This is a genomic window from Enterococcus pallens ATCC BAA-351, assembly GCF_000407485.1.
GTDB lineage: Bacteria > Bacillota > Bacilli > Lactobacillales > Enterococcaceae > Enterococcus_A > Enterococcus_A pallens.
In genome coordinates this window covers 388,375-409,113 of the sequence record NZ_ASWD01000004.1, presented here as the reverse complement: position 1 = coordinate 409,113, position 20,739 = coordinate 388,375, and the positions used below count along the sequence as shown (strand labels likewise).

18 protein-coding genes are annotated in these 20,739 nt (G+C 42.2%); 12 read left to right on the top strand and 6 right to left on the bottom strand.

From position 1 onward, the window contains the following. The first annotated feature begins 1 nt into the window (after nucleotide 1). Nucleotides 2-1,333 carry a 6-phospho-alpha-glucosidase gene (locus I588_RS19575; protein WP_034694181.1) on the top strand — a complete coding sequence of 444 codons (1,332 nt, stop codon included), beginning with the start codon at nucleotides 2-4 and terminating at the stop codon, nucleotides 1,331-1,333. Between the two features lie 45 nt (nucleotides 1,334-1,378). Beyond that, nucleotides 1,379-2,764: a gluconokinase gene (locus I588_RS19570; protein WP_010758600.1), complete on the top strand. Its 1,386-nt coding sequence runs from the start codon at nucleotides 1,379-1,381 to the stop codon at nucleotides 2,762-2,764. A 44-nt stretch (nucleotides 2,765-2,808) separates the two neighbouring features. Here I588_RS19570 and I588_RS19565 read toward each other — a convergent pair whose 3' ends face one another. Genes I588_RS19565 through I588_RS19555 form a run of 3 tightly spaced genes read right to left on the bottom strand, consistent with a single transcriptional unit; the run spans nucleotide 2,809 to nucleotide 5,653 of the window. Then, nucleotides 2,809-3,729, bottom strand: coding sequence for an alpha/beta fold hydrolase (locus tag I588_RS19565; RefSeq protein WP_010758599.1), 921 nt, complete (start codon nucleotides 3,727-3,729; stop codon nucleotides 2,809-2,811). 20 nt (nucleotides 3,730-3,749) lie between these two features. After that, on the bottom strand, nucleotides 3,750-4,892 hold the full coding sequence (locus I588_RS19560) for a CapA family protein (protein ID WP_010758598.1): 1,143 nt from the start codon (nucleotides 4,890-4,892) through the stop codon (nucleotides 3,750-3,752). Between the two features lie 38 nt (nucleotides 4,893-4,930). Next, nucleotides 4,931-5,653, bottom strand: a complete 723-nt coding sequence (locus I588_RS19555) for a MurR/RpiR family transcriptional regulator (RefSeq protein ID WP_010758597.1) — start codon at nucleotides 5,651-5,653, stop codon at nucleotides 4,931-4,933. A 157-nt stretch (nucleotides 5,654-5,810) separates the two neighbouring features. Between I588_RS19555 and I588_RS19550 the strand changes: the two genes are divergently transcribed. Together I588_RS19550 and I588_RS19545 are read left to right on the top strand one after the other, a co-directional pair. Further along, the gene (locus I588_RS19550) at nucleotides 5,811-5,996 is read left to right on the top strand and encodes a hypothetical protein (protein ID WP_010758596.1); all 186 of its coding nucleotides are present in this window, start codon (nucleotides 5,811-5,813) and stop codon (nucleotides 5,994-5,996) included. Nucleotides 5,997-6,049: 53 nt separating this feature from the next. Continuing rightward, nucleotides 6,050-6,265: a hypothetical protein gene (locus I588_RS19545; RefSeq protein WP_010758595.1), complete on the top strand. Its 216-nt coding sequence runs from the start codon at nucleotides 6,050-6,052 to the stop codon at nucleotides 6,263-6,265. Nucleotides 6,266-6,348: 83 nt separating this feature from the next. On the opposite strand, the gene I588_RS19540 is transcribed toward I588_RS19545, so the two are convergent. Both I588_RS19540 and I588_RS19535 read right to left on the bottom strand, forming a co-directional pair. Further along, nucleotides 6,349-8,289 (bottom strand): oxidoreductase, encoded by a 1,941-nt coding sequence (locus tag I588_RS19540; protein ID WP_010758594.1) that lies wholly within the window; start codon nucleotides 8,287-8,289, stop codon nucleotides 6,349-6,351. A 15-nt stretch (nucleotides 8,290-8,304) separates the two neighbouring features. Beyond that, nucleotides 8,305-8,814, bottom strand: a complete 510-nt coding sequence (locus I588_RS19535; RefSeq protein ID WP_010758593.1) for a DUF3237 domain-containing protein — start codon at nucleotides 8,812-8,814, stop codon at nucleotides 8,305-8,307. A 153-nt stretch (nucleotides 8,815-8,967) separates the two neighbouring features. Here I588_RS19535 and I588_RS28075 point away from each other — a divergent pair, with 153 nt between their 5' ends. The 6 genes from I588_RS28075 (at nucleotide 8,968) to I588_RS19505 (ending at nucleotide 16,933) form a co-directional block, all read left to right on the top strand. Next, the gene (locus I588_RS28075) at nucleotides 8,968-10,221 is read left to right on the top strand and encodes a PucR family transcriptional regulator (protein WP_010758592.1); all 1,254 of its coding nucleotides are present in this window, start codon (nucleotides 8,968-8,970) and stop codon (nucleotides 10,219-10,221) included. A 471-nt stretch (nucleotides 10,222-10,692) separates the two neighbouring features. Next, nucleotides 10,693-12,159: a Na+/H+ antiporter NhaC family protein gene (locus I588_RS19525; RefSeq protein WP_010758591.1), complete on the top strand. Its 1,467-nt coding sequence runs from the start codon at nucleotides 10,693-10,695 to the stop codon at nucleotides 12,157-12,159. Next, complete coding sequence (locus I588_RS19520; protein WP_010758590.1) at nucleotides 12,143-13,342, top strand: NAD(P)/FAD-dependent oxidoreductase; 1,200 nt, start codon at nucleotides 12,143-12,145, stop codon at nucleotides 13,340-13,342. The genes I588_RS19525 and I588_RS19520 overlap by 17 nt, the downstream gene beginning before the upstream one ends. A 12-nt stretch (nucleotides 13,343-13,354) precedes the next feature. Then, nucleotides 13,355-15,163 (top strand): aryl-sulfate sulfotransferase, encoded by a 1,809-nt coding sequence (locus tag I588_RS19515; protein WP_010758589.1) that lies wholly within the window; start codon nucleotides 13,355-13,357, stop codon nucleotides 15,161-15,163. Nucleotides 15,164-15,256: 93 nt separating this feature from the next. Continuing rightward, on the top strand, nucleotides 15,257-16,249 hold the full coding sequence (locus I588_RS19510) for a YeiH family protein (protein WP_010758588.1): 993 nt from the start codon (nucleotides 15,257-15,259) through the stop codon (nucleotides 16,247-16,249). A gap of 24 nt (nucleotides 16,250-16,273) precedes the next feature. Then, the gene (locus tag I588_RS19505) at nucleotides 16,274-16,933 is read left to right on the top strand and encodes a Crp/Fnr family transcriptional regulator (protein ID WP_010758587.1); all 660 of its coding nucleotides are present in this window, start codon (nucleotides 16,274-16,276) and stop codon (nucleotides 16,931-16,933) included. Between the two features lie 98 nt (nucleotides 16,934-17,031). On the opposite strand, the gene I588_RS19500 is transcribed toward I588_RS19505, so the two are convergent. Continuing rightward, nucleotides 17,032-18,939 (bottom strand): BglG family transcription antiterminator, encoded by a 1,908-nt coding sequence (locus I588_RS19500; protein ID WP_010758586.1) that lies wholly within the window; start codon nucleotides 18,937-18,939, stop codon nucleotides 17,032-17,034. Nucleotides 18,940-19,128: 189 nt separating this feature from the next. On the opposite strand from I588_RS19500, the gene I588_RS19495 reads away from it, so the two are divergent. Together I588_RS19495 and I588_RS19490 are read left to right on the top strand one after the other, a co-directional pair. Further along, on the top strand, nucleotides 19,129-19,443 hold the full coding sequence (locus tag I588_RS19495; RefSeq protein ID WP_010758585.1) for a PTS sugar transporter subunit IIB: 315 nt from the start codon (nucleotides 19,129-19,131) through the stop codon (nucleotides 19,441-19,443). A 25-nt stretch (nucleotides 19,444-19,468) separates the two neighbouring features. After that, nucleotides 19,469-20,737, top strand: a complete 1,269-nt coding sequence (locus tag I588_RS19490; protein ID WP_010758584.1) for a PTS sugar transporter subunit IIC — start codon at nucleotides 19,469-19,471, stop codon at nucleotides 20,735-20,737. The last annotated feature ends 2 nt before the right edge of the window (nucleotides 20,738-20,739 follow it).

The window sequence follows — 20,739 nt, the reverse complement described above, 5'->3', positions numbered from 1 at the left end:
GATGAAGAAATTTTCAGTAGTAATTGCCGGTGGCGGTAGTACCTTTACACCTGGTATTGTGATGATGTTACTAGACAACAGCGACCGGTTTCCCTTAAGAAAGCTGAAGCTGTATGACAATGATGGCGATCGCCAAGGAATTTTAGGGGAAGCGTTGGAAATTCTGTTGCGAGAGCAAGCACCAGAAGTCGAGTTTTCTTACACCACGGATCCTGAGGAAGCCTTTAGTGATATTGATTTCTGTATGGCGCACATTCGCGTCGGCAAGTATGCGATGCGAGAAAAAGATGAGAAGGTGCCGTTGCGTCATGGTGTCTTTGGACAAGAAACCTGCGGACCGGGCGGAATTGCTTATGGTATGCGTAGTATCACCGGTATGCTGGAAATCATTGATTATATGGAAAAATACTCACCTGAGGCTTGGATGCTGAACTATTCCAACCCAGCTGCGATTGTGGCGGAAGCCTGTCGTGTCCTGCGTCCAGACTCTAAAGTGCTGAATATTTGTGATATGCCGGTAGGAACATTGCGTCGGATGTCACAGATTGTCGGTAAAAAACCGGAAGAATTAGAGGTTCGTTATTTTGGTTTGAATCACTTTGGCTGGTGGACCAGTGTCAAAGACAAAGAAGGTAATGAGTATTTGGACCAAATTCGTGCGTATGTTGCTGAAAATGGCTACCTGACTCAGATTGAAGTCGATACCCAGCATACTGATCCAAGCTGGCAGGAGACCCACAAGAAGGCCAAAGATATTTTGGCAGTGGCACCAGAATATTTGCCGAATACGTATTTGAAATATTACTTGTATCCGGATTATGTAACGGATCATATGCAGGAACATCCTGAATACACTCGGGCCAACGAGGTAATGGCAGGACGCGAAAAGACGGTCTTTGATCATGCCAAAAAAATTATTGAAAATGGCTCGGCTGAAGGAATTGCCTTTGAGATTGATGCCCATGCATCATTTATTGTGGACTTAGCGCGAGCAATCGCCTACAATACTCATGAACGGATGGTTATGATCGTTGAGAATAATGGGGCAATTGCTAACTTCCCAGATGATGCGATGGTGGAAGTACCATGTATCGTAGGGGTAGATGGACCTGAGGCACTGACACAGGGCAACATCCCAGCTTTCCAGCAAGCACTGATGTTTCAACAGGTAACAGTGGAAAAATTAGTGGTGGAAGCTTACGTGGAAAAAAGCTACCAGAAAATGTGGCAAGCCTTGACCCTGTCGAAGACTGTGCCAAGCGCTCAGGTGGCTAAAGAATTGCTGGACGATCTGATTGAAGAAAATGGCGAGTTTTGGCCAGAATTATCATAGAAGCAAAAAAGGCAGACCATTGGCTGCCTTTTTTGAGATTGAAGGGTGAGCAAATTGACGAAGGCTTTTTTAGGTATTGATGTAGGAACAACGGCAATAAAGCTAGGGGTAATTGCGGAGAATCAGCTGCTTTATCAGGCGACGATTAACCTGAAGACTTACGTGGAAGGACCAGCGAGATATCAGCAATCCTCCGAACTGGAGCAGGCTTTTGTACAAGGAATTCAAGCTATTCCTGCTGAAGTACGCCAGCAAGTAGAGCTGATCAGCTTTAGTACCGCGATGCATAGTGTTATGCCAGTAGTGGATGGTGTGAACGGTAAGATTTTTATTTGGTCGGATGAACAAGCCAGCCAGGTAATCGAGGAATTCAAACATACAGACTTGGCAAAGCATTTTTATCAAAAGACTGGTACGCCGATTCATCCCATGTCGCCTTTCGCCAAAATTTTGTACTTCGGTCAACAGAAAAGCTACTCGAAAAATGTTCAATGGTGGGGCATCAAGGAGTTGTTGATGGACTATTTTACCGGAAAAGCCCGCGTGGATTATTCGATTGCTTCAGCTACGGGTTTGTTTAATTTGGAAACGCAGCAATGGGATTCAGAAATCTTGGCTTATTTAGAGGTAGCACCCAAGCAGCTGGCAGAATTAACCGATACGACAACTGCCTTTCTGATTGATTCGGGCGCTGCAGCTAGCTTGGGATTGTCAACTGAAGTGCAGGTTATTGCAGGAGCCAGTGATGGCTGTTTGACGGCATATGCCAGTTTCTATCGTACCGGAAACACCAGTAGTTTAACGATTGGAACCAGTACAGCCGTTCGCAATCTTACTGAGCAGCCTCATTTCGATGTGGAAAAACAGAATTTTTGCTACTACCTGGACCGGGAGCACTATGTGATCGGTGCGCCATCCAATAATGGCGGCTGCGTTCTGGCGTGGGCTTCACAAGCTATTGGGGAACCGGGAACTTTCTATCAACAGCTGCCGGCAACGTTGGCAGCCTCTCCCCTTGGAGCAAAAGGGTTACGCTTCTTTCCTTACTTGAATGGTGAACGTGCACCTTTTTGGTCTTCTAATAAAAAGGCTGAGTTTAAGCATTTAACAGTTGAACATACGAAGGACGACCTGATTCGCGGAGTAGTGGAGGGAATGCTGATGAATGTTCGTATTCTGACGGGGATGGTAGGGGCCCGAGGTGCTTTATCAGTGAGTGGCGGCTTTTTTCAAACAGATGCTTTAACCCAAATGACCGCAGATTTATTGGGCTTGCCATGTATGTATGCTGAGGAAAACGAACCGCTTTTCGGCTTGTATTACTTGATTCAGCAGCCCGAGAGAATAGTGGAAGCTGGGAAGACCTTTACCCCAGATGCTGTTCGTGCGGAACAGTACCAGGAACTTGCTGCAAACTATTTTGCAGAATAATAAAAACAGCAAATTCACGACTGCAGAGTGTGAACTTGCTGTTTTTATGTCTGATTCATAAATTGTTGAATCGCACGATCCACTAAATCTCCGCTGTCTGCCATAATATGTCCGCCTGATTCACAAATGGCGGTGTGGGCCTGATCGGGTACGCGAGCCAATAATTTTTCAATGGTTTGGTAGCTTGCCATTGGATCATCTTTCGCATGACAAACTAAAAGAGGGACATTTAGTTCCTCTAACGGATACTTCTCGTAATTTCGAGTCATGTCGGTGTTAGTGACTTTCGTATCAGCCGCTACTCCCTTTTTGCGTGGGCTAGCTGGCAGCATAGTGGTAAAGAGCTGATTTTTTTCTATTTTTGCGCCCATCATTTGAGTAAACATTGCGCTGAAGTATTTCATAGCAAACCACATGATAAAATCATTGACGATCATTGGAGGCGGACCTTGCAGCCCCATCTTGCGAATTTCCTCTTCAGTCCGTTTCTTATCAGGCGCTCCTGAAGACAATAGAATCAACCCCTTGGTCCGCTCAGGGAAATCCAGAGCAAAACGAAGGCCGGCAGCCCCCCCTGCTGAGGTTGCTAAAAGATAAACCTGGTCAATCCCCAAGTCATCTAACAGCTCTTTGAATACAAGTGCCTGATTTTTAGGTGTTGGCTCACTAGGCAGAGCTGAGCCAATATAGCCAAAACGTGAAGGTGCCAGCTTTCGGCAACGTTCTCCAGCTACTTGTTTCAAACTAACCATCCCTTGATCGTAGCCGCCAAAAATGCCATGAGAGATTAAGATAGCTTCGCCGGATCCTTCGTCTACATAACTCATTGTACCGAAAGAACTTTCAAAAGTTGTGACTGTGTAATTTTCTAAACGTCGATAAGCTGCTTTTCGATCCTTAACAAATTGCAGTAATAAAACGCCTAAAACTACCAGCAGTAAAATAGCTATAATCCAGACTATCATCAATCCCCCTGCTGGTTTGATTAATAAACTAGCTCTACCTTATCATTCATAATTTCATTTACCCGGTTAATAAAATATTCCCGTGACGTATCCTGTCCACCATAGAGATGCAGCATGTGTTGATTGGCTAATTCATCTGTATAATCTTTTAAAGCATAGACTTCATAGGTTTGATAATTATCGCCAATATAAGTAATTGTCGGCCAGAAGGTCACATCTTTGAAGCTAACTTCGTCTGTAGCTTTGTTGAAGCTAATTTTCCAGCGAGCCATGCCCCCTAGCATTTGGTCATTCACGTTTTGTGAAGACAGAAAATTTCCTAAAGAATAAATAACGAGCGTTTCATTTCCACCACTGCCGGTAATATAATCCATTGGCTGAATAACATGAGGGTGACCACCTACAATTACATCTGCACCTGCATCACTTAATAGCTGAGCCAAGCGTTCCTGCTCACTGTCGGGTACAAATTGATACTCCTGTCCCCAATGCATGCTGACAACCTGGACATCGCTGATTTGATTCAGCTCCTCCATGTCTGCTTGAATTACCTCATCGTCAATTAAATTCACTAAATATTCTTTACCATAAGGGAGTGCATAGCCGTTTAATCCATAAGTATAGGTAGTAAAGCCGACTTTCACACCATTGATTTCTTTAACCTTCAAACGGCTGTCTTTCGCTGAACGCTGTGAACCGGTGACCATCATATCAGGATAATTTTGATCTAAATAATTTAGTTGACTAACAATGCCATTTTCGCCGCGATCCATTGAGTGATTAGAGGCCGCTGCCAGCCAATTAAACCCTGCACCGTGGACAGCGTCTAAAATTTCCGTTGGACCATTGAAAGCCGGGTAGCCAGATAATCCTAGAGCCTCTCCACCACAAATGGTTTCCTGATTAATATAGGAAACATCCGCATCGCTCGTTAAATAGCGAGTTGGCTCATACATATAGTCGAAGCGATACGTACCGTCGGGATTTTGGTTGTTCATGTAAATAAAATCATGAATTAGGTTATCCCCAACGGCTGAGAAGGAGACTTCTACGGGCTCATCATCGCTTCGGCTGTCAATCCGCAAGCTTCTTTTTTCAACTTCCCCTTTGGAGCACCCTGCTAAAACGATTACTAAGGCAATACCTGCCAACAACTTTTTCATTTGCCACAAACTCCTTGTTTTTTGATTATCCTAGCTTTTCATTCCTGAACAAATTCTTGCACGATATATTCTAATAACAGCATTAACTTTCCAAAAAAGCTGTTGTATTTGATGTTTTGACTATCTAATGGCCGCTCGTCTTCTACTTCAAAGCTGATAGTCGCCAATTGCTCTGCTCGCGAGTGCAAATTTCCCGTAAAAAGGATATTAGGAATATTTCTTTCCTGACAAAAGGTCATCTTCTCGATCACCTTTTGCGTTTCGCCAGATTTGGAAATACTGATGAGCATGCTGATATTGTCGGTATTATTGCTGATGATCCCTGATGAATCCCCGGCGCTGACGAACAGCGTCTTAATTCCGTTGACCAGCAGCTTTTTATGTAAGTAATCAGCAACAATACTGGAAAAGCCAGTAGCATAAATGGTCACAAATTTATCCTTATTGTGGGCATAAATGTCCTTCATACTGCTGATGGAAGGTTCAATTCTCTTTGTGTCGATATTGAAATCGATTGTTGCGGAGACCCCTTGACCACTGGGACGAAATTGATTTTTCAAGTAATAGAACAGCTCCAAATACCCCGAAAACTCCAGCTTCTGTGCTAAACGAACAATTGCCGCGGGTGAAGTAAACAAACGCTGAGCCAATTCACGTAGGGAAACCCCTTCCAATTGATCTACGTGACTAATCAGGTACTCAAGGATTTCTTGCTCATTAGCTGAAAGCTTTTTCCCCTTCATTATAATGTCCAAGTCCATTTGTTTTCACCGCCCCTTAGAAATAAGTATAGCATAACGGAGATTGTTGAATAGCAAAAATTATAGGAACGACTCTATCTAACTAAGGGTTAATTTTTTATTAAGAATCGCCGGGACTATGCGTATAGGTGAGGTAAACTAGAGAGGAGGGAATCCTATGATGGAGTTACAAATTGTACCTGATAAAAAACAGGTGCGTCTTCAGCAGCGTGTATTGTCGCGAACACTAACAGAAATAGTGTTTATCCATGAAGCCTATTCTCATGTAATCGGAACCGAAGCCAAGTGTGCTTTTTGCAAAAAAATACCGTCAGCTGCAAAAACAGTTGAAGCGAAGTACTGAACGATTAACAGAGCTTTAAAAGGAAGAATAAAAATCAGCAAGGGAGAAATTCAATGAATTCAGAACAGTTTGCCGAATTAGAAGAGTATGTACAGACGCTGGCCTTTCAAGTAGGCACATTGCGCAAGCAGCAGCTAACAGTTAGTCAAAAGCAGTCGCTGCAGCAATTAGAGGCAGATTATCAGCAGTACAAAACCTTATATGATCAAGCAGTCGCAGAACAAAAATCATGCCAGATACAATCAGTACAGGTAAAAGAAGAATGGTAAAAAGATCCAGTACATTTGCAGAAATTCTCTAACAGTTTAGAGCTGCTGCATAAAACGTACTGGATCTTTTCCTTTATCAATTTTTAAATGGCGCTGCCAGCATAAAAGCCGTCGCGAATCGCATCTCCGATTTTACCGATTTTACTACTGTCACCAACTACTCGGGTTTTGGTGTGGTATTTTTCCTTAATGCCGTTAACAGTCGAGAGTACTGGCTTCATACCGAAAGCGTTAATTACAGTATCTGCCGGAACTTTTTCAGTCGATCCATTGGCTGTCTCTACGACAACTCCATCCGCCTCAATCGCGGAAACCTTTGTGCTTGTCAGCAGGGTGACATTGTTAGCTGCCAATGCGTTCATTAAGGAGATCCGGTTGATAAACATCGCATCTTCCGCACAAGCTTCCTTCATTTCAATAATAGTAACCTTTTTGTTCATTTCCGCCGCCATTTCCAAGGCACCGTCACAGCCAGTAGAACCGCCGCCGCAGACGACAATATTTTCGCCTTTGATTAAGGATTCATCTCGGTGAGCGGCTACCATCGTCACCACATTCGGTAAATCAATTCCCGGTAGGTTTGGTACTAACGGTTCAGCCCCACAGCCTACAAAAATTTGATCACATTCGGCTAAAATTGGATCATCTGGAGAAACAAAGGTGTTCAGCTGAACGTCCACACCCAGTTTTTGCAATTGGGTCTCATACCAGTCACTAAGTTTTTGGATATTTTGTTTAAAGTTAGCGGTAGCGACATCTCGCATAATGCCACCCAAGCGATGGTTAGCTTCAAACAAGGTAACTTTGTGTCCTCTTATAGCAGCGACACGTGCTGCCTCCATTCCAGCTGCTCCCCCGCCAACTACGACGATGTGTTTTTGCTGATCAGCTGCTTCTAGTTTAAAGCGACGTTCTTCCATGGCTTGGATATTCACTGAACAGCTCAGCTTCGTATGGTTGTTCCAAATTCGTCCGATACAGTTTTCATTGCAGCGAATGCACGGACGCACATCTTCTCGTCGGTTTTCCAGTAATTTATTTGGCAGTTCAGGGTCGGCAATTAATCCGCGGCCGATCATGGCAAAGTCAACATTGCCGGACTCAATCAATTCTACTGCTGTTTCTGGATTATGGGTTCCAGCATTCAATAAAGGAATCTTCACAGCTTTGCGCGCAGCTTCGGTTACATAAGACATACAAGATTCACCTAAATAAGAAGGAGGGAAAATGTAGTCTAAGGTTTCGTAGCAGCCAGCATCAATATCTAAGGCATCGACACCTTCTTCTTCTAGCAATTGGATCAAAGGAATAGAATCCTCCAAAGTTCGGCCGCCTTCAAAACGGTGATCCAAGGAAATCCGGAATAGAATCGGCATGTCTGGTCCCACCGCTTTACGAATGGCCTGGATAATTTCCCGTGGGAAGCGAGCAAAGTTGTCTGGTGACCCACCATATTCATCGGTTCGTTTATTCCAAACAGGAGACATAAACTGGTCAACTAAATAGCCGGCATGTGCATGAATTTCCACGGCGTCAAAGCCAGCATCACGAGCCAAGCCAGCCGCAAAAGTAAAGCCATCCATAACTGCCTGAATGTCTTCCTTAGTCATCTCGCGACAAGGAACATTGGGATCAAAAGCAGATGGAATCGGTGAAGCGGACATTGGCGGCCGGCCTAATGTATCTGGAAAGGCATTCCGACCAGTTCCGCAAGTAATTTGGCAAACCACTTTGGTACCATAGCGATGAATCGAATCACACATGGAGGTCAGGGCCGGCATCACAGTAAAGGAATCCAGAGTACCCTCCATAGAGCCCTGAGCGATTTCTTCGTTTAGCGGCTGACAGCCTAAGATGATCATTCCGGCACCACCTTTGGCCCGTTCCACAAAATAATCAATTTCTTGCTCGTCCTTGCGACCGTTAGCAAAAGCTGAGTTAGTTCCCATCGGCGACATCACGATCCGATTTTTTACTTCCATTTTTCCAATTTTAAACGGGGTAAACAATGCACTATAATTCATAAAATGACCTACTTTCTATTCGTCTTTGGCAAAGGGAGTCGCATAATAACGATAAACATCATATTGGATCACAATCGGATCACTGGTAAAATCAACGCGGCCAATTCCAAAGCAAGCCACTCGGTTGCACCAGTCGTAGCGGGGATCATCGGTATCCAGCACAGGCATTGGCTGAGTGCCCATTACAGGCGGGAATTTTCCATTGGCATAATCCGCAGCCGCTTCTTCTGAGCCTAAATCAATCCGGCCTTTATAGAACATGTTAATGTTGGCACCATCATCAGTTTGAATCATCGTTCGGCAGTCCACATCAACAATCCCGTTTGGATGAACAGTAGACCAATCCGCCCCAACTGGCAAAATTTTTCCTTGCAGCTTCGGTCCCCAAACTTTTCCACCAGCAATTGTTCCCGTTACTCGCGTACCTCCCGTTGGCAGCTTTTGAATGAACATGTCGGCATTAACGTCGATTGAATAAGTGAAAATGTGCTCAATTTCGAATTTGTTCAGCTTAAAATCTTTCATTTTTCATACCCTCCTAAATAATTATTATTGTGAAAATAATAACATGTAAACGTTTTTAAGCCATCGGTAAATTCAATGATTTTTACGGACTGTATCGTCAAAAATACCAAGTAATGCTAAAATTAGATTATCAAGGGTATTGGGGGAGAAGCAATGAATGCCTACACAGAGAGTATGCTGGCTGAGTATACCAATCAAGTAATCAGCCATATAGCCAAGGGCTGTACCATCGAAGAATTAGTTGTATTTACCTATCAAACCTTTGATCTGTCGATCATCGTGACCGATCCTGGATATCGTTTTATCACTTATGCTGGGGATGAAGAGGTGGGTGATCCTTATTGGCATCAGATTATTCATAGCGGAGAACCCACAGACCATACGATTATGGAACACTACATTAATGATGGTCTGATGACCGCCATTACCAGCTCAAAGGAGGCTCTTTACATTGACTGGGGTGTTTGTGAAGACTATCCTCAAACCTGCGGACCGGTCTATATTGATAGTAATTTAGAAGGCTTTGTCAGTGTGTTGTTTATAGATGAAGCGCTGTTGGATTTTTCCTTGCAGTTAAACAACCTGTTGTGTCAATTCTGTACGATTTTGATGCGGTCGAAGAATTTCCGCCTGAAGTACGCCATCAATCCAGTGAAGGAGCTGCTGGCACAAAAATTCTTTGATACAGTAAATTACCCAACTGTGGCTTCTTTAGAAGAATATTTGGCTACTGTTCAAATTGAAGAGCCCTTTTGTATTGCTGTTCTATCAGAAAGGGATCAAGATCCAGTCGTTTTGTCGCACATTGAAAGTCGGATTGTTAAAGGCCGCTCAGATATCCTTTATTTAGTGAAGGATCAGAAACTCTATTTACTGTTTCATCAGCTGGAACAAAAAAAACTGGAATCGAAATTTTCAAATCTTGTTCAGAAGTACGGGATCTATTGTGGTATCAGCACAGTTTTTACTTCATTAACGAATCGCCATGTTTATGTCCAGCAAGCGGAGTTAGCTTATCAAACGGCTAAATTGCTGGAACAAAGCAGCTGTTGTATATCTTTTGCTGAGACATTGTCAGAAAGTCTGTTATTGCAGCCGGTGCAGAAATTATTACCTGAAAATATCGTACCGAAGTCGCTGCAGCGATTAATGAACTATGACAAAATGCATGAAACGGAATTGGCCAAAACTTTAGAAATGTATTTGTACCAGCGAAATGATATTAATAAAACATCTAAGGCACTTCATATCCACCGTAACACACTGATTTATCGTTTGAATAAAATCCGTGATTTAACAGAGACTGATATTGATAATCCCAAGATGGCATGGGATTTACAGCTAGCCTTTCAAGCAAAAAAGATATTGGAAAATGTGAATCTGAACCTGAATTTAATACGCAGGTAAAAGGCAGAGACTGGATGTTGTAATTGCTCGGCTTAATGTCAAAATTTACACTTTAGTTGATGCTATCGAGAAACTGTTAACAAACTTGAATATACTGACTAAAAGATTAGCCGAACGCTAATCTTTTTTTGTTGTAGTCTTCTTCAATAACTTTCACGCATTGCTTTTCAGTAATAAATGAAAATGTTTATTTATAAAACAGGCGGGTTATTGCTGTTGAAAATCAGCGGTCATTGTGATCTTTCGCACATTTTGTAAAAAAATTGGTTAGTAATTGATGAAAGTGTCAGAAAGGCGACATTTTTTTCAAAAAGGATATGATAAATTCTAATTGTGAAATACATAACAATGAAACGGGCAATTCCCAATTAAAACTATAACAATAATCAAATTTTGAATAAATAGAATCGCGTCAACGTAGTGGATCAGATGGTTGCAACACAATTTTTTCAAATTGAAAGGAGCAAACAGATGGAAGAGAAGCAACAGCCAGCGATTGAGTTTTATGGTGGCAAAAAAATGGCCATCCTCCCGATTGTGATTTACATTTTTATCGGCGCCGTATTGGCAATCGGGTATCAGTATTATTCAATGAGAGGTTTAGTAGTTGCAGCATTTATTGGGTTAATTGTCGGTTTTTTATTTGTAAAAAACAAGTCAAAATATTGGGATATTGTCATTGGCGGACTGACTCAGTTTGGGAATGCAAAGCTTATTTTCACCTTCCTGCTCATTGGGATTTTTACTCGCCTGCTCTTAACAGGCGATATTGGAAGCGGCTTCATTTGGCTTAGTGTCCAATTGAAGGTTTCTGGTAGTCTGTACGTTATTTTTGCCTTTTTAGCATCAACAATTATTGCCATGGGGGCTGGTGCGCCGATAGCTGCCGTGTTCTCCGTTGTACCAATTTTTTATCCGCCTGGTGTTCTGCTTGGTGCACAGCCGGCGGTCCTGATCGGCGCTTTACTTAGCGGTGTTTTCTTTGGAGATGCCCTGTCACCTAGTTCACAAGTAATTAATACAACCATCAATACACAACACGACGCAAAAACGAAGGAACCAGCAGATTTAGGAATTGTCTTTCGCGAACGAACACCGATTTTAGTGGCAACTGCGATTTGTTCAATGGTTTTATTCTTCATCTTTGGCAATGCCAATGTTGGAGATGTTCAAGGAAATTTGCAGCTGGTCCGCGAGCTGGCAAATGTGACGGGCTTGTTCATGCTGATACCAGTGACTATACTGCTGACCATCAGCTTCAAGACCAAGAATTTGTTTCTTGGCTTGTCCTTCGCTACGTTAATTGGTTTTGTAGTAGGTCTGGTGAGTGGCAGCTTTGCTTTGTCTGACATTGTTGCCTTGAATCCCGAGCATACACAAATCAGCGGGATTATATTCGACGGTATGTACAGTATGGTGGACATTACAATTTCCACGATTCTACTGTTCGGTATGATCGCTGTCGCTGTTCAAGGCGGCGTGATTCAATTAGCTTGCGATCATATTTTAAACAGCAAGCTTTTACAAACGGCAAAAGAAGCGGAAATTGTTATCGCTCTTGGTACCGGAGTGGTCAATGTTTTACTGTCAGGCTGTGTGCTGCCGGGCATTCTATTGTTCAGCAATATGGCTGATACCATCGGGCAACGAAAGAATATTTCACCTAACCGACGAAGCTATTTAATGATCGGAATGGCGACTAATATTACGGCGATTGTCCCGATTAACAGTGCGTTTGTAATGGGAATTATCACCATTATTAATGAAATGGGAATGGAGCAAAGTGTAGATGTGACGCCATTTGCCATATTTGCTTCCTGTTATTATTGTTTGTTGCTTACGTTTGTGTGCATCTACTGGCTGTTCTTTAAAAAAGAAAAAGTGGTAGATCATATGCCAAATGAGAAAGGATGTAGTCAAAATGGATCATCAGTATGAGGTCATTATCATCGGCGGCGGTCCTGGCGGTCTCGCAGCCGCAATCTATGCCGGCCGAGCCGAAATGAAAACCTTAGTCATCGAAAAAAGCGGCTACGGTGGTCGAATCAAGGAAACCAGCGAAATTAAAAACTATCCAGGAACAATCTTTGATTCCGGCGAAGGGCTTATGAAGAAATTCGAAGCCCATGCCAAAAGCTATCCAACCGTTGAATTCAAACGAACGACTGTATCAGAAATTGAAGAAAAAGACGGCCTGTTTACAGTAAAGACCAAACGCCGCGGCGATTTCCAAGCCAATGCCGTCATTATGAATACCGGAACGGAACCTCGAGTACTGGGGATACCCGGGGAGAAAGAATTTGTAGGAAAAGGCGTTTCCTATTGTGCTACCTGTGATGCTGAATTCTTTAAGGACAAAGAAATTCACATTTTAGGAGCCGGTGATCAAGCGATCGAGGAAGCGGAATTCTTAACCAAATTTGCAAAAAAAGTCAGCATCATCGTGCTGAAAGACGAAGGTTGTCTAGATTGTAACGAAGTCGCAGCCAAATCAATTGCCAGCAATCCAAAGGTGCATTTCATCTGGAACGCAACCTTAGCTGAACTCAAAGGAGAAGAACGTGTCGAAAGTGTTGTCATAAAGAATGTTAAAACAGGCGAACAATTTGAAGAGCCTTCCAGCGGTGTCTTTTTCTTCATCGGAATGATGCCAAAAACCGAGCTGGTGAGAAACATGGTTGATTGCACACGACAGGGCTTTATCTTAGTCAATGAAAAACAAGAAACTAGTAAAGCCGGTCTGTATGCCATCGGTGATTGCACCAACACCTTCCTACGCCAAGTCATTACGGCTGCAGCAGATGGTGCCAAAGCCGTGGTAGCTGTAGAACGCTATTTGAAGGAAAAGCATGAACTAGATGCGCTCTTGGCAGATACAACTGAAAATGTCGCCTTTATCTTCTACAATCCTTACCAGTCAGAAGACATCGAAGCCTCCGGACAGCTGGAACGTCTGCTGAAAGAGGATTATAAAATTTACAAATATGATATCAGCCGTCAAAATCTATTGTTTAAACGGCTAGGCCTGAAGGAGACCGTCAGTGTCGCCTTATATGAATCAGGTCAATTGCAGCAAGTTGTTACGGATTTAGAAGCAGTGCTTCAAAAAATAAAAAATTAGGAGTGAAGAAAAATGGGTCAACCAAAAGTATTTCCACATGGTACAACAGTCTACAATCCTGAAAAATGCTGGAACGGTTATACAATCGTACCAACAATCAATGATGGTGTATTGCTCTTTGACATGAATGGAAACGAAATCCGTCGTTGGAAAATGCATGCAATGCCGCCAAAATTATTGCCAGGCGGATATGTATTAGGTCAATCTGGTTTTCGTCATCCTGATTACGGTATGCAGGATGGTGTGAACGTGATTCAGATCGACTACGATGGAAACATTGTTTGGGAATTTGATCATTATGAAGAAATTAATGATCCTGGCCGCGATCATCGCTGGATGGCACGTTCTCACCATGACTATCAGCGTGAAGGCAACCCAGTCGGCTACTATGTCCCAGGTATGGATCCAAAACCATTAGAAGGCAACACCTTAATCTTGGCACACCGCACCATCCACAACCCCAAAATTTCTGACAAACGCTTGTTGGATGACGTAATGTACGAAGTGGATTGGGAAGGAAACATTTTATGGCACTGGTCAATCAGTGATCACTTTGACGAATTAGGCTTTGACGAAGTGGCAAAAACCTTACTGTTCCGTGATCCCAATATGCGTTCATCTGACGGCGGTGTCGGTGACTACCTGCACGTTAACTGCATGAGCTACCTTGGACCAAACAAATGGTACGACCAAGGCGATGAACGCTTCAAACCAGAAAATATCATCTTTGACTGTCGTGAAGCAAATATTTTAGCCATCTTAGACAAAGAAACCGGCAAGATCGTATGGCAAATTGGACCAGATTTCAATGCTTCTCCTGCTTTGAAGAAACTAGGCTGGATCATTGGTCAGCACCACTTCCACATGATTCCAAAAGGCCTGCCAGGCGAAGGAAATCTAATGGTATTTGATAATGGCGGATGGGGTGGATACGGCGCACCAAATCCTGGCTCTAAGCTAGGTGCGAAGAACGCCTTGAGAGATTACACTCGTATTTTGGAATTTGATCCAATTACGCTGGAAATCATTTGGCAAGTGACACCAAAAGAATTAGGTCATGCTATTCCAACGGATGCAAGCAAGTTCTACAGTCCATATGTATCAGCAGCACAACGCTTGCCAAACGGAAACACATTGATTACTGAAGGTTCAGACGGACGCTTGATTGAAGTGACGCCAGATCATGAAATCGTATGGGAATGGATTTCGCCTTACTATACTCATAGCAAACCAGGTGAACCAACCAATAACATGATTTATCGTGCGTATCGTTACCCATATGATTATGTACCACAAGAGCCAACACCAGAAGAAGTAGCAATTGAACCAATTGACAACATTACTTACCGTGTACCAAATGCAGGTGCTTTCGGGGCGAAGAAGGTTATTGAAGTTGAGGGATCATTACCATACTACGCAGAGGTTGCACTATGTGTAGCTACGGACGATGAAGACGATGTAGTTACCCGCGAAAAAGTCTTTGATGTAGATAAAGAATTCTTTGTTCCAATGGCTGCAAGCGACTTCGAAGTCGTAACAAGAAGCGATATACCAGTACTTGTATTGTTCGGTGCAGAAAGATGTCAACACTGTAAAGCTCTCCACCCAGTATTGGAGGAAGCGCTGAAAGAAGAATTCGATGGCAAATTCACGTTACGTTATGTGGATGTGGATGCTGAAAAAGATTTGGCAGAAAGCCAACGAATTGCTGGTATTCCTGTCGTCGTTATTTACAAAGACGGAAAAGAAATGCAACGCTTCAACGGAGAACGTGATTACGATGACATTTGTGATTTCTTAGAGGATGCATTAAAAGGATAAATACCAATGAGAACACTCCTGTCTAAAATCTAGACAGGAGCCGTTCTCTGTTCGTGTTCTATCTGAAAATTTTATGACAGTAGGTGAAGAGTAATGGAAATAATGAAAAAAAGAAGCTTTTGGATTGCGGCAGCTGTAACCTTGGCCTGTTCTCTTTTAGGAAAATATACAGCGTTGCTTCCGGGAGCGAAATTGATTGGAGCACTTGTGTTATCTCTTTTGTTTGGGATGGTGCTGCAGATTCTCCCTTCAATCAAACAACAAGCTGCTGATGGTATTGGTTTTATTTCTAACAAATTTTTGCGTTTAGGTATTATTTTGCTAGGCTTTCGCTTGAATTTAATGGATTTAACCGAATCAGGAATTAAAACAATTGCATTGGCAATCGTGGTTGTAACCTTTACAATTGTATTAACCTACTTTTTATGTAGAAAACTAAAGGTCAGCAAGGAATTAGCTATTTTAGCTGCTTGCGGTTGCGGAGTTTGTGGTGCAGCAGCTGTAATGGGTGTATCTCCGCAGGTCAAATCAAAAAAAGATGATGCCGTATTAGCGGTGGCGGTTGTATGTATATTAGGTACTTTGTTTACCTTAGTCGAAATCGCTCTTAAACCGATATTAGGAATGACGGATGTACAATTAGGGATTATGAATGGTGCCTCCTTGCACGAAATTGCTCATGCTGTAGCTGCTGGTGGTGCTAATGGTGAAATTGCATTGAATATTGCCTTGATAATGAAGCTTTCACGAGTCTTACTGCTGGCTCCGGTAGCCTTTATCGTTGGTATTTGGTATCAAAAAAGCTCTAGCACTTCACAGGAAAAACAAAAGCTGCCAATTCCTTGGTTTATGGCAGGTTTTCTCGCTTCAAGTATTGCCGGATCTTTTTTGCCGATTCCTGTTAGTGTCATTAATCAACTGGTAGCTTTAGCGTATATTTTTCTAGGGATGGCGATGGCTGCTTTAGGCTTAAGTGTTAACTTTAAGGTTATCTCTGAGAGAGGAGGCTCGGTTCTTTTTGCTTCTTTTATCAGCTCGACCTTGTTGCTGTGCTTGGTAGTCACTGCCAGTTTATTGTTTTTCTAGAAAACAAGAAGGGGTGCATTGCATATGGATCAGCTAAAGTTTATTGATTATTGTCTCAACCATCCACTTGTTACTGTCAATGGTCAAGAGAAGGCCTACAAAAAAGGTACATTACTAACAACAGCTGGTGCCGAAATCACTAAAATAGGCATTGTAACAAAGGGTGTTTTGAAAACCTGTAACTATACCCGTGTTGGTAAAGAATTATGCAGCACCATTTTTGACCAGGGAAGTGTAGTTTTGGAATACTTACATCTAATGAAAAAAAGATACTATACCTTTGATTTGATTGCTGTCTCGCCTTGCACGATTTGTTGGATTCCGATTAAGATTTTTGATGAGATTGCGCTAAACAATCAGCAAGGTTTGGCTTTGTATGTTGAGCATTTAGCGCATCGTGGCATGGAAACCCAGCGCTTAGTCAGTTGCTTAGGATATAAGACTATTCGAGAGCGCATTTGCTATTGGATTGCCAGCTCCAATAACAACTTGGAGTTGAATCAAAAGAATATTCCCAAAAATATCAAATTACCCGGATCACAAGAACTGTTTTCCGCTTTGCTGCATGTCACCCGTGCCTCGATCAGTCAAGAGCTTAATCGTATGGAAGCAGAGGGATTCTTTACCCGGAATCGAAATGTGTTAAGCAATGTGAATGACACGAAAATTCTGGCCACTTTATAGTAAACAATGTCGATAACCTGGTTGTCGGCATTTTTTCTAGTACGCAAAAAAGACCGATAATTTACCGGCCTTGAATGACATAAAACAAACGATTTTTATCAAATCTTCGAATAGATAAACTGTCGGAATTCACCAAAGGTTTTCAACTTCTTAATTTCCTTGTAGGTATTCGGCTGATCAAACAAGGAGATCAAGGCCTCGTAAATATCTGCAAATCGCCGTCGATCGACATCGTTAATTGCTGCTAGTAAAACGACATGAACACGTTTATCACCCCAAACAATACCCTTATCGGAAACAGCGACACTAATCATTGTTTTGTGAGCATCCATGTAAACAGAGTGAGGAATGGCAATTGATTCAAAGGCTGTGGAAGAAGCATTTTCTCGTTCCAACACATGACCTAGAAACTCTTCTGGCACAATATGTTCACTAGCTAGTTTCCCGCAAATTTCTTCGACTACCTCTTCGCGTTGACTACCCTGCAGCTGACTAGTGAAGAATTTTTCATCAAAGTAATCATCAAAATTCTTTCGTAAAATATTTTTCTTCCAATCCAAACGTAAGCTGCCGAATTCATTAATCAGCATCAGCCGCTGTTCCTCCGTGAAGAAGGGAGAAATATGAATGACTGTGTAAGCTTCCGTCTTGGGTACTGGCAGCGTGGTGAGCAACAATTCAAAATATAATCCTTCTGTTTCAGAAAACTCGGAGATCACAGTTTGGATATTCAGCTCATTGCCAAAATGCTGGTTTAACTGCTCATACAATTTTACGTCTAAGTTCATATATTTAGGACATAGCAATACTGCTCGTATTTTGGACTGATTTCGTTTCTGACCCTCCAGCTCGGAACCAATATGCAAAGCAATATAGGCCGTTTCGTCCTCGCTGACGGGAATATTCAGCAGAGAGCTTAAGCGCAGTGAAAGATAGACGGCAATGTCATAAACCATCGGGAAATCCCGTTTCAACGAGCTGCGCATCGGATTTTTCAAAGAGTTTTCCTGCTTAGCACGGGAGTATAGGCCGCTAATGTGCAGTGAAAAAGGGACAACGAAATTTTCACTGCTTAAATTAATGCCAAAGGTTTCACGCACATCCTCCAGTACCGTTTCCACAGACTCAACAATGTCATCGCCAACAATTTGTTCTAGCTCCTTCAGATTATTAGAAGGAATATAGTTGGCATTGGCTTGAAAGATCATATGAATTTCCTCTTTTTCCAAACGATTCAGCTTCAAGACAAACACTTCTTCAATTTGCTCAATCATTTTGGTTACTAGCTTGGCTTTATCTTCTCGCAGCCAGGAGCTGAACCAATTGCGGGTCACCAAGGTTTTGTCATTGCGCACCGATTCCAGCAAAATCAGCAGATGCATCATCAAGTTAATATAAGAAAAGTCATTTAGATGATAGTTGGATTCCTTCATGATGCCGTCAATAATCCCTGAAAGCTTCTCGATATCCGCTTCATCGAAATTTGCCGCTAATACATCTCGGTCCACAAATTTATGTGGGACCTCCTCAAAGATGATGTAGGATACTAGACGCCGTTTCTCCTTTTCTTCACCAATAATGTGAATCATATCCTGTTTGATGACAAATTTTACATGGTACTTATCATAAGTTTTATTCATCCGCGTAATGTCCGATTTCAGAGTAGAGTAGCTGACAAATAATTCCTCAGATAAGTCAAACAGATTCAGGCTCTGATTTTCAACCAAAATCTTTTTAATAATATAGAAGGAACGTTCCTTGAAGGTTTGTGGTAAAGCGTTATCATTTTCTGGTTTTTGCAGCAGCAGCTGAGCTTCCTTGGCATGTACAGTATAACCAACATTAGAAGAAGAAATCACTGGAGCATCTCCCAACTGATTCAGTTCGTAAATGTAGTTTTTAACGGTTCGGACGGAAACATTCAACTTCTCGGCCAGAATTCTTGAAGAGACAGGTTGAGTTTGCAGCAGCAATTCTTGAAGTAACTGCTCTTGTTTTTCTTTCATGGGCTGTCCGCCTTCCTATTGGGAGTTAGTACCATTATAACTGTTCTCTTTACAAGAAAAAATAGAAACTTGCACCATCACCGTGCAACTGTCTGGTTGAGGCGTGTGCACTGTATGGGCAATAATAAGGATGTAAAGAACAACTGAACGTGCACAGAGGTTAAAAAAAACTTATCAGGAGGGTTTTAAATGGAAACGGTTAATATTCTTTTATGTTGTGGTGCTGGGATGTCCAGCGGATTCTTGGCTCAAAAAACACGAAAGGCTGCGAAGAAACGCGGCATCTCAGGAACCATCGACGCTAGAAGTGAAAGTGAAGTAGCTTCTTACTTCGATTCAATCGATATTTTACTGTTAGGCCCGCATTATGCTTCCTTCAAAGATGAAATGGCACAACAAGCTGCTCCTCATAACGTAGTAGTGGATGTAATTCCACAAGATATTTACGGCATGCTGGATGGTGAAGGATTACTTGATTTTGCCTTGGAAAAATTAAACGCATAAATTAAACATAAAGGAGTAAGTGGAAATGAAAAAATTTATGGACTGGTTAGCGAATTCCTTCGCACCAAAAGCTAAGACCTTGACGCAAAAACCGGCAGTCGCTGGGCTTTCAAGCGCCATGCAAAAACTCATCCCATTTATTATGACGGGATCGATAGTCTTCTTTTACAACGTTTTTCGTTCCTACATTCCCAAGCTGCCGGATTTAGGAAATATCTCCAACTACTCATTTGGGATGATCGGTTTGATTGCGGCCTTCATGGTAGCCAATCAATACATGGAGAAATTTAAACATGCGAATTACTCTATTACAGCTGGGATCGTGGCTATTTGTTCCTTAATGATGACCTTGCATCCAGTAGGTGCTGAAGAAGGCGTCTATGACATGGGGCGAGTTGGTCCAACGGGAATCTTAATTGGGGTTATCACTGGAGCAGTGGTCAGTGTGATTTTCCATTATTACAGCAAACTGAAATTATTTAAAAATAGCGAAATGCCGGACTTTGTCATTGAATGGATCAATAACATTATTCCGATCTTCTTAAGTCTTGCGTTATGGTCAACTTTGATTTTTGGCTTGAACATCGATATTTTCCAAGTGATTCTGAACCTGTTTGAACCAATTCAAAACTTTGGTCAATCACTGCCTGGTCTGATTTTACTGGTGTTGATTCCGGCTTTCTTCTATTCAATGGGAATTTCCACCTGGTTATGGTCAGCTATTCAAAATCCGATTTTTATTGCCGGGATTGCAGCGAACGCACTAGCTGTGCAAAACGGGGATCCAGCGATGAATATCGTAACCAACGAAACAGTTTACAGCTTAGGCTTGATTATGATGGGTGGAACTGGAGCAACCTTAGCTTTGAACCTGTTAATGTGCTTCTCAAAAGCCAAAAAGTTAAAAACCTTGGGACGAATTTGTATTGGACCATCAATATTCAACATTAATGAACCAATTGTGTTTAGTACACCAGTGGTTATGAATCCGATCTTAATGCTGCCAATGTGGATCAATTCCATTACCGGTTGTTGTGTCATTTGGTTCGCAATGCGCGGCGGTTTGCTGAATATTCCGGAGCAGCTAATGCAGGTGGCCCAAATACCAGCACCGATTTCTAGTGTGATGATTTTACAGGACTTCCGAGCAGTTTTATGGTATGCCTTGCTGTTTGTAATTTACTTAGGCACTTGGTACCCATTCTTCAAAGTATATGAAAAAGAAGTATTGGCAGAAGAAGTAAAAGAGGAAAAAAAGGAAGTAGAAATGACAGCACCTGTTGAAGCAGTCTAAAA

Coding starts and splice junctions, on each gene's coding strand:
- I588_RS19575 (WP_034694181.1), top strand. CDS start 2: ATGAAGAAATTTTCAGTAGTAATTGCCGGTGGCGGTAGTACCTTTACA.
- I588_RS19565 (WP_010758599.1), bottom strand. CDS start 3,729: ATGATAGTCTGGATTATAGCTATTTTACTGCTGGTAGTTTTAGGCGTT.
- I588_RS19560 (WP_010758598.1), bottom strand. CDS start 4,892: ATGAAAAAGTTGTTGGCAGGTATTGCCTTAGTAATCGTTTTAGCAGGG.
- I588_RS19555 (WP_010758597.1), bottom strand. CDS start 5,653: ATGGACTTGGACATTATAATGAAGGGGAAAAAGCTTTCAGCTAATGAG.
- I588_RS19550 (WP_010758596.1), top strand. CDS start 5,811: ATGATGGAGTTACAAATTGTACCTGATAAAAAACAGGTGCGTCTTCAG.
- I588_RS19545 (WP_010758595.1), top strand. CDS start 6,050: ATGAATTCAGAACAGTTTGCCGAATTAGAAGAGTATGTACAGACGCTG.
- I588_RS19540 (WP_010758594.1), bottom strand. CDS start 8,289: ATGAATTATAGTGCATTGTTTACCCCGTTTAAAATTGGAAAAATGGAA.
- I588_RS19535 (WP_010758593.1), bottom strand. CDS start 8,814: ATGAAAGATTTTAAGCTGAACAAATTCGAAATTGAGCACATTTTCACT.
- I588_RS28075 (WP_010758592.1), top strand. CDS start 8,968: ATGAATGCCTACACAGAGAGTATGCTGGCTGAGTATACCAATCAAGTA.
- I588_RS19525 (WP_010758591.1), top strand. CDS start 10,693: ATGGAAGAGAAGCAACAGCCAGCGATTGAGTTTTATGGTGGCAAAAAA.
- I588_RS19520 (WP_010758590.1), top strand. CDS start 12,143: ATGGATCATCAGTATGAGGTCATTATCATCGGCGGCGGTCCTGGCGGT.
- I588_RS19515 (WP_010758589.1), top strand. CDS start 13,355: ATGGGTCAACCAAAAGTATTTCCACATGGTACAACAGTCTACAATCCT.
- I588_RS19510 (WP_010758588.1), top strand. CDS start 15,257: ATGGAAATAATGAAAAAAAGAAGCTTTTGGATTGCGGCAGCTGTAACC.
- I588_RS19505 (WP_010758587.1), top strand. CDS start 16,274: ATGGATCAGCTAAAGTTTATTGATTATTGTCTCAACCATCCACTTGTT.
- I588_RS19500 (WP_010758586.1), bottom strand. CDS start 18,939: ATGAAAGAAAAACAAGAGCAGTTACTTCAAGAATTGCTGCTGCAAACT.
- I588_RS19495 (WP_010758585.1), top strand. CDS start 19,129: ATGGAAACGGTTAATATTCTTTTATGTTGTGGTGCTGGGATGTCCAGC.
- I588_RS19490 (WP_010758584.1), top strand. CDS start 19,469: ATGAAAAAATTTATGGACTGGTTAGCGAATTCCTTCGCACCAAAAGCT.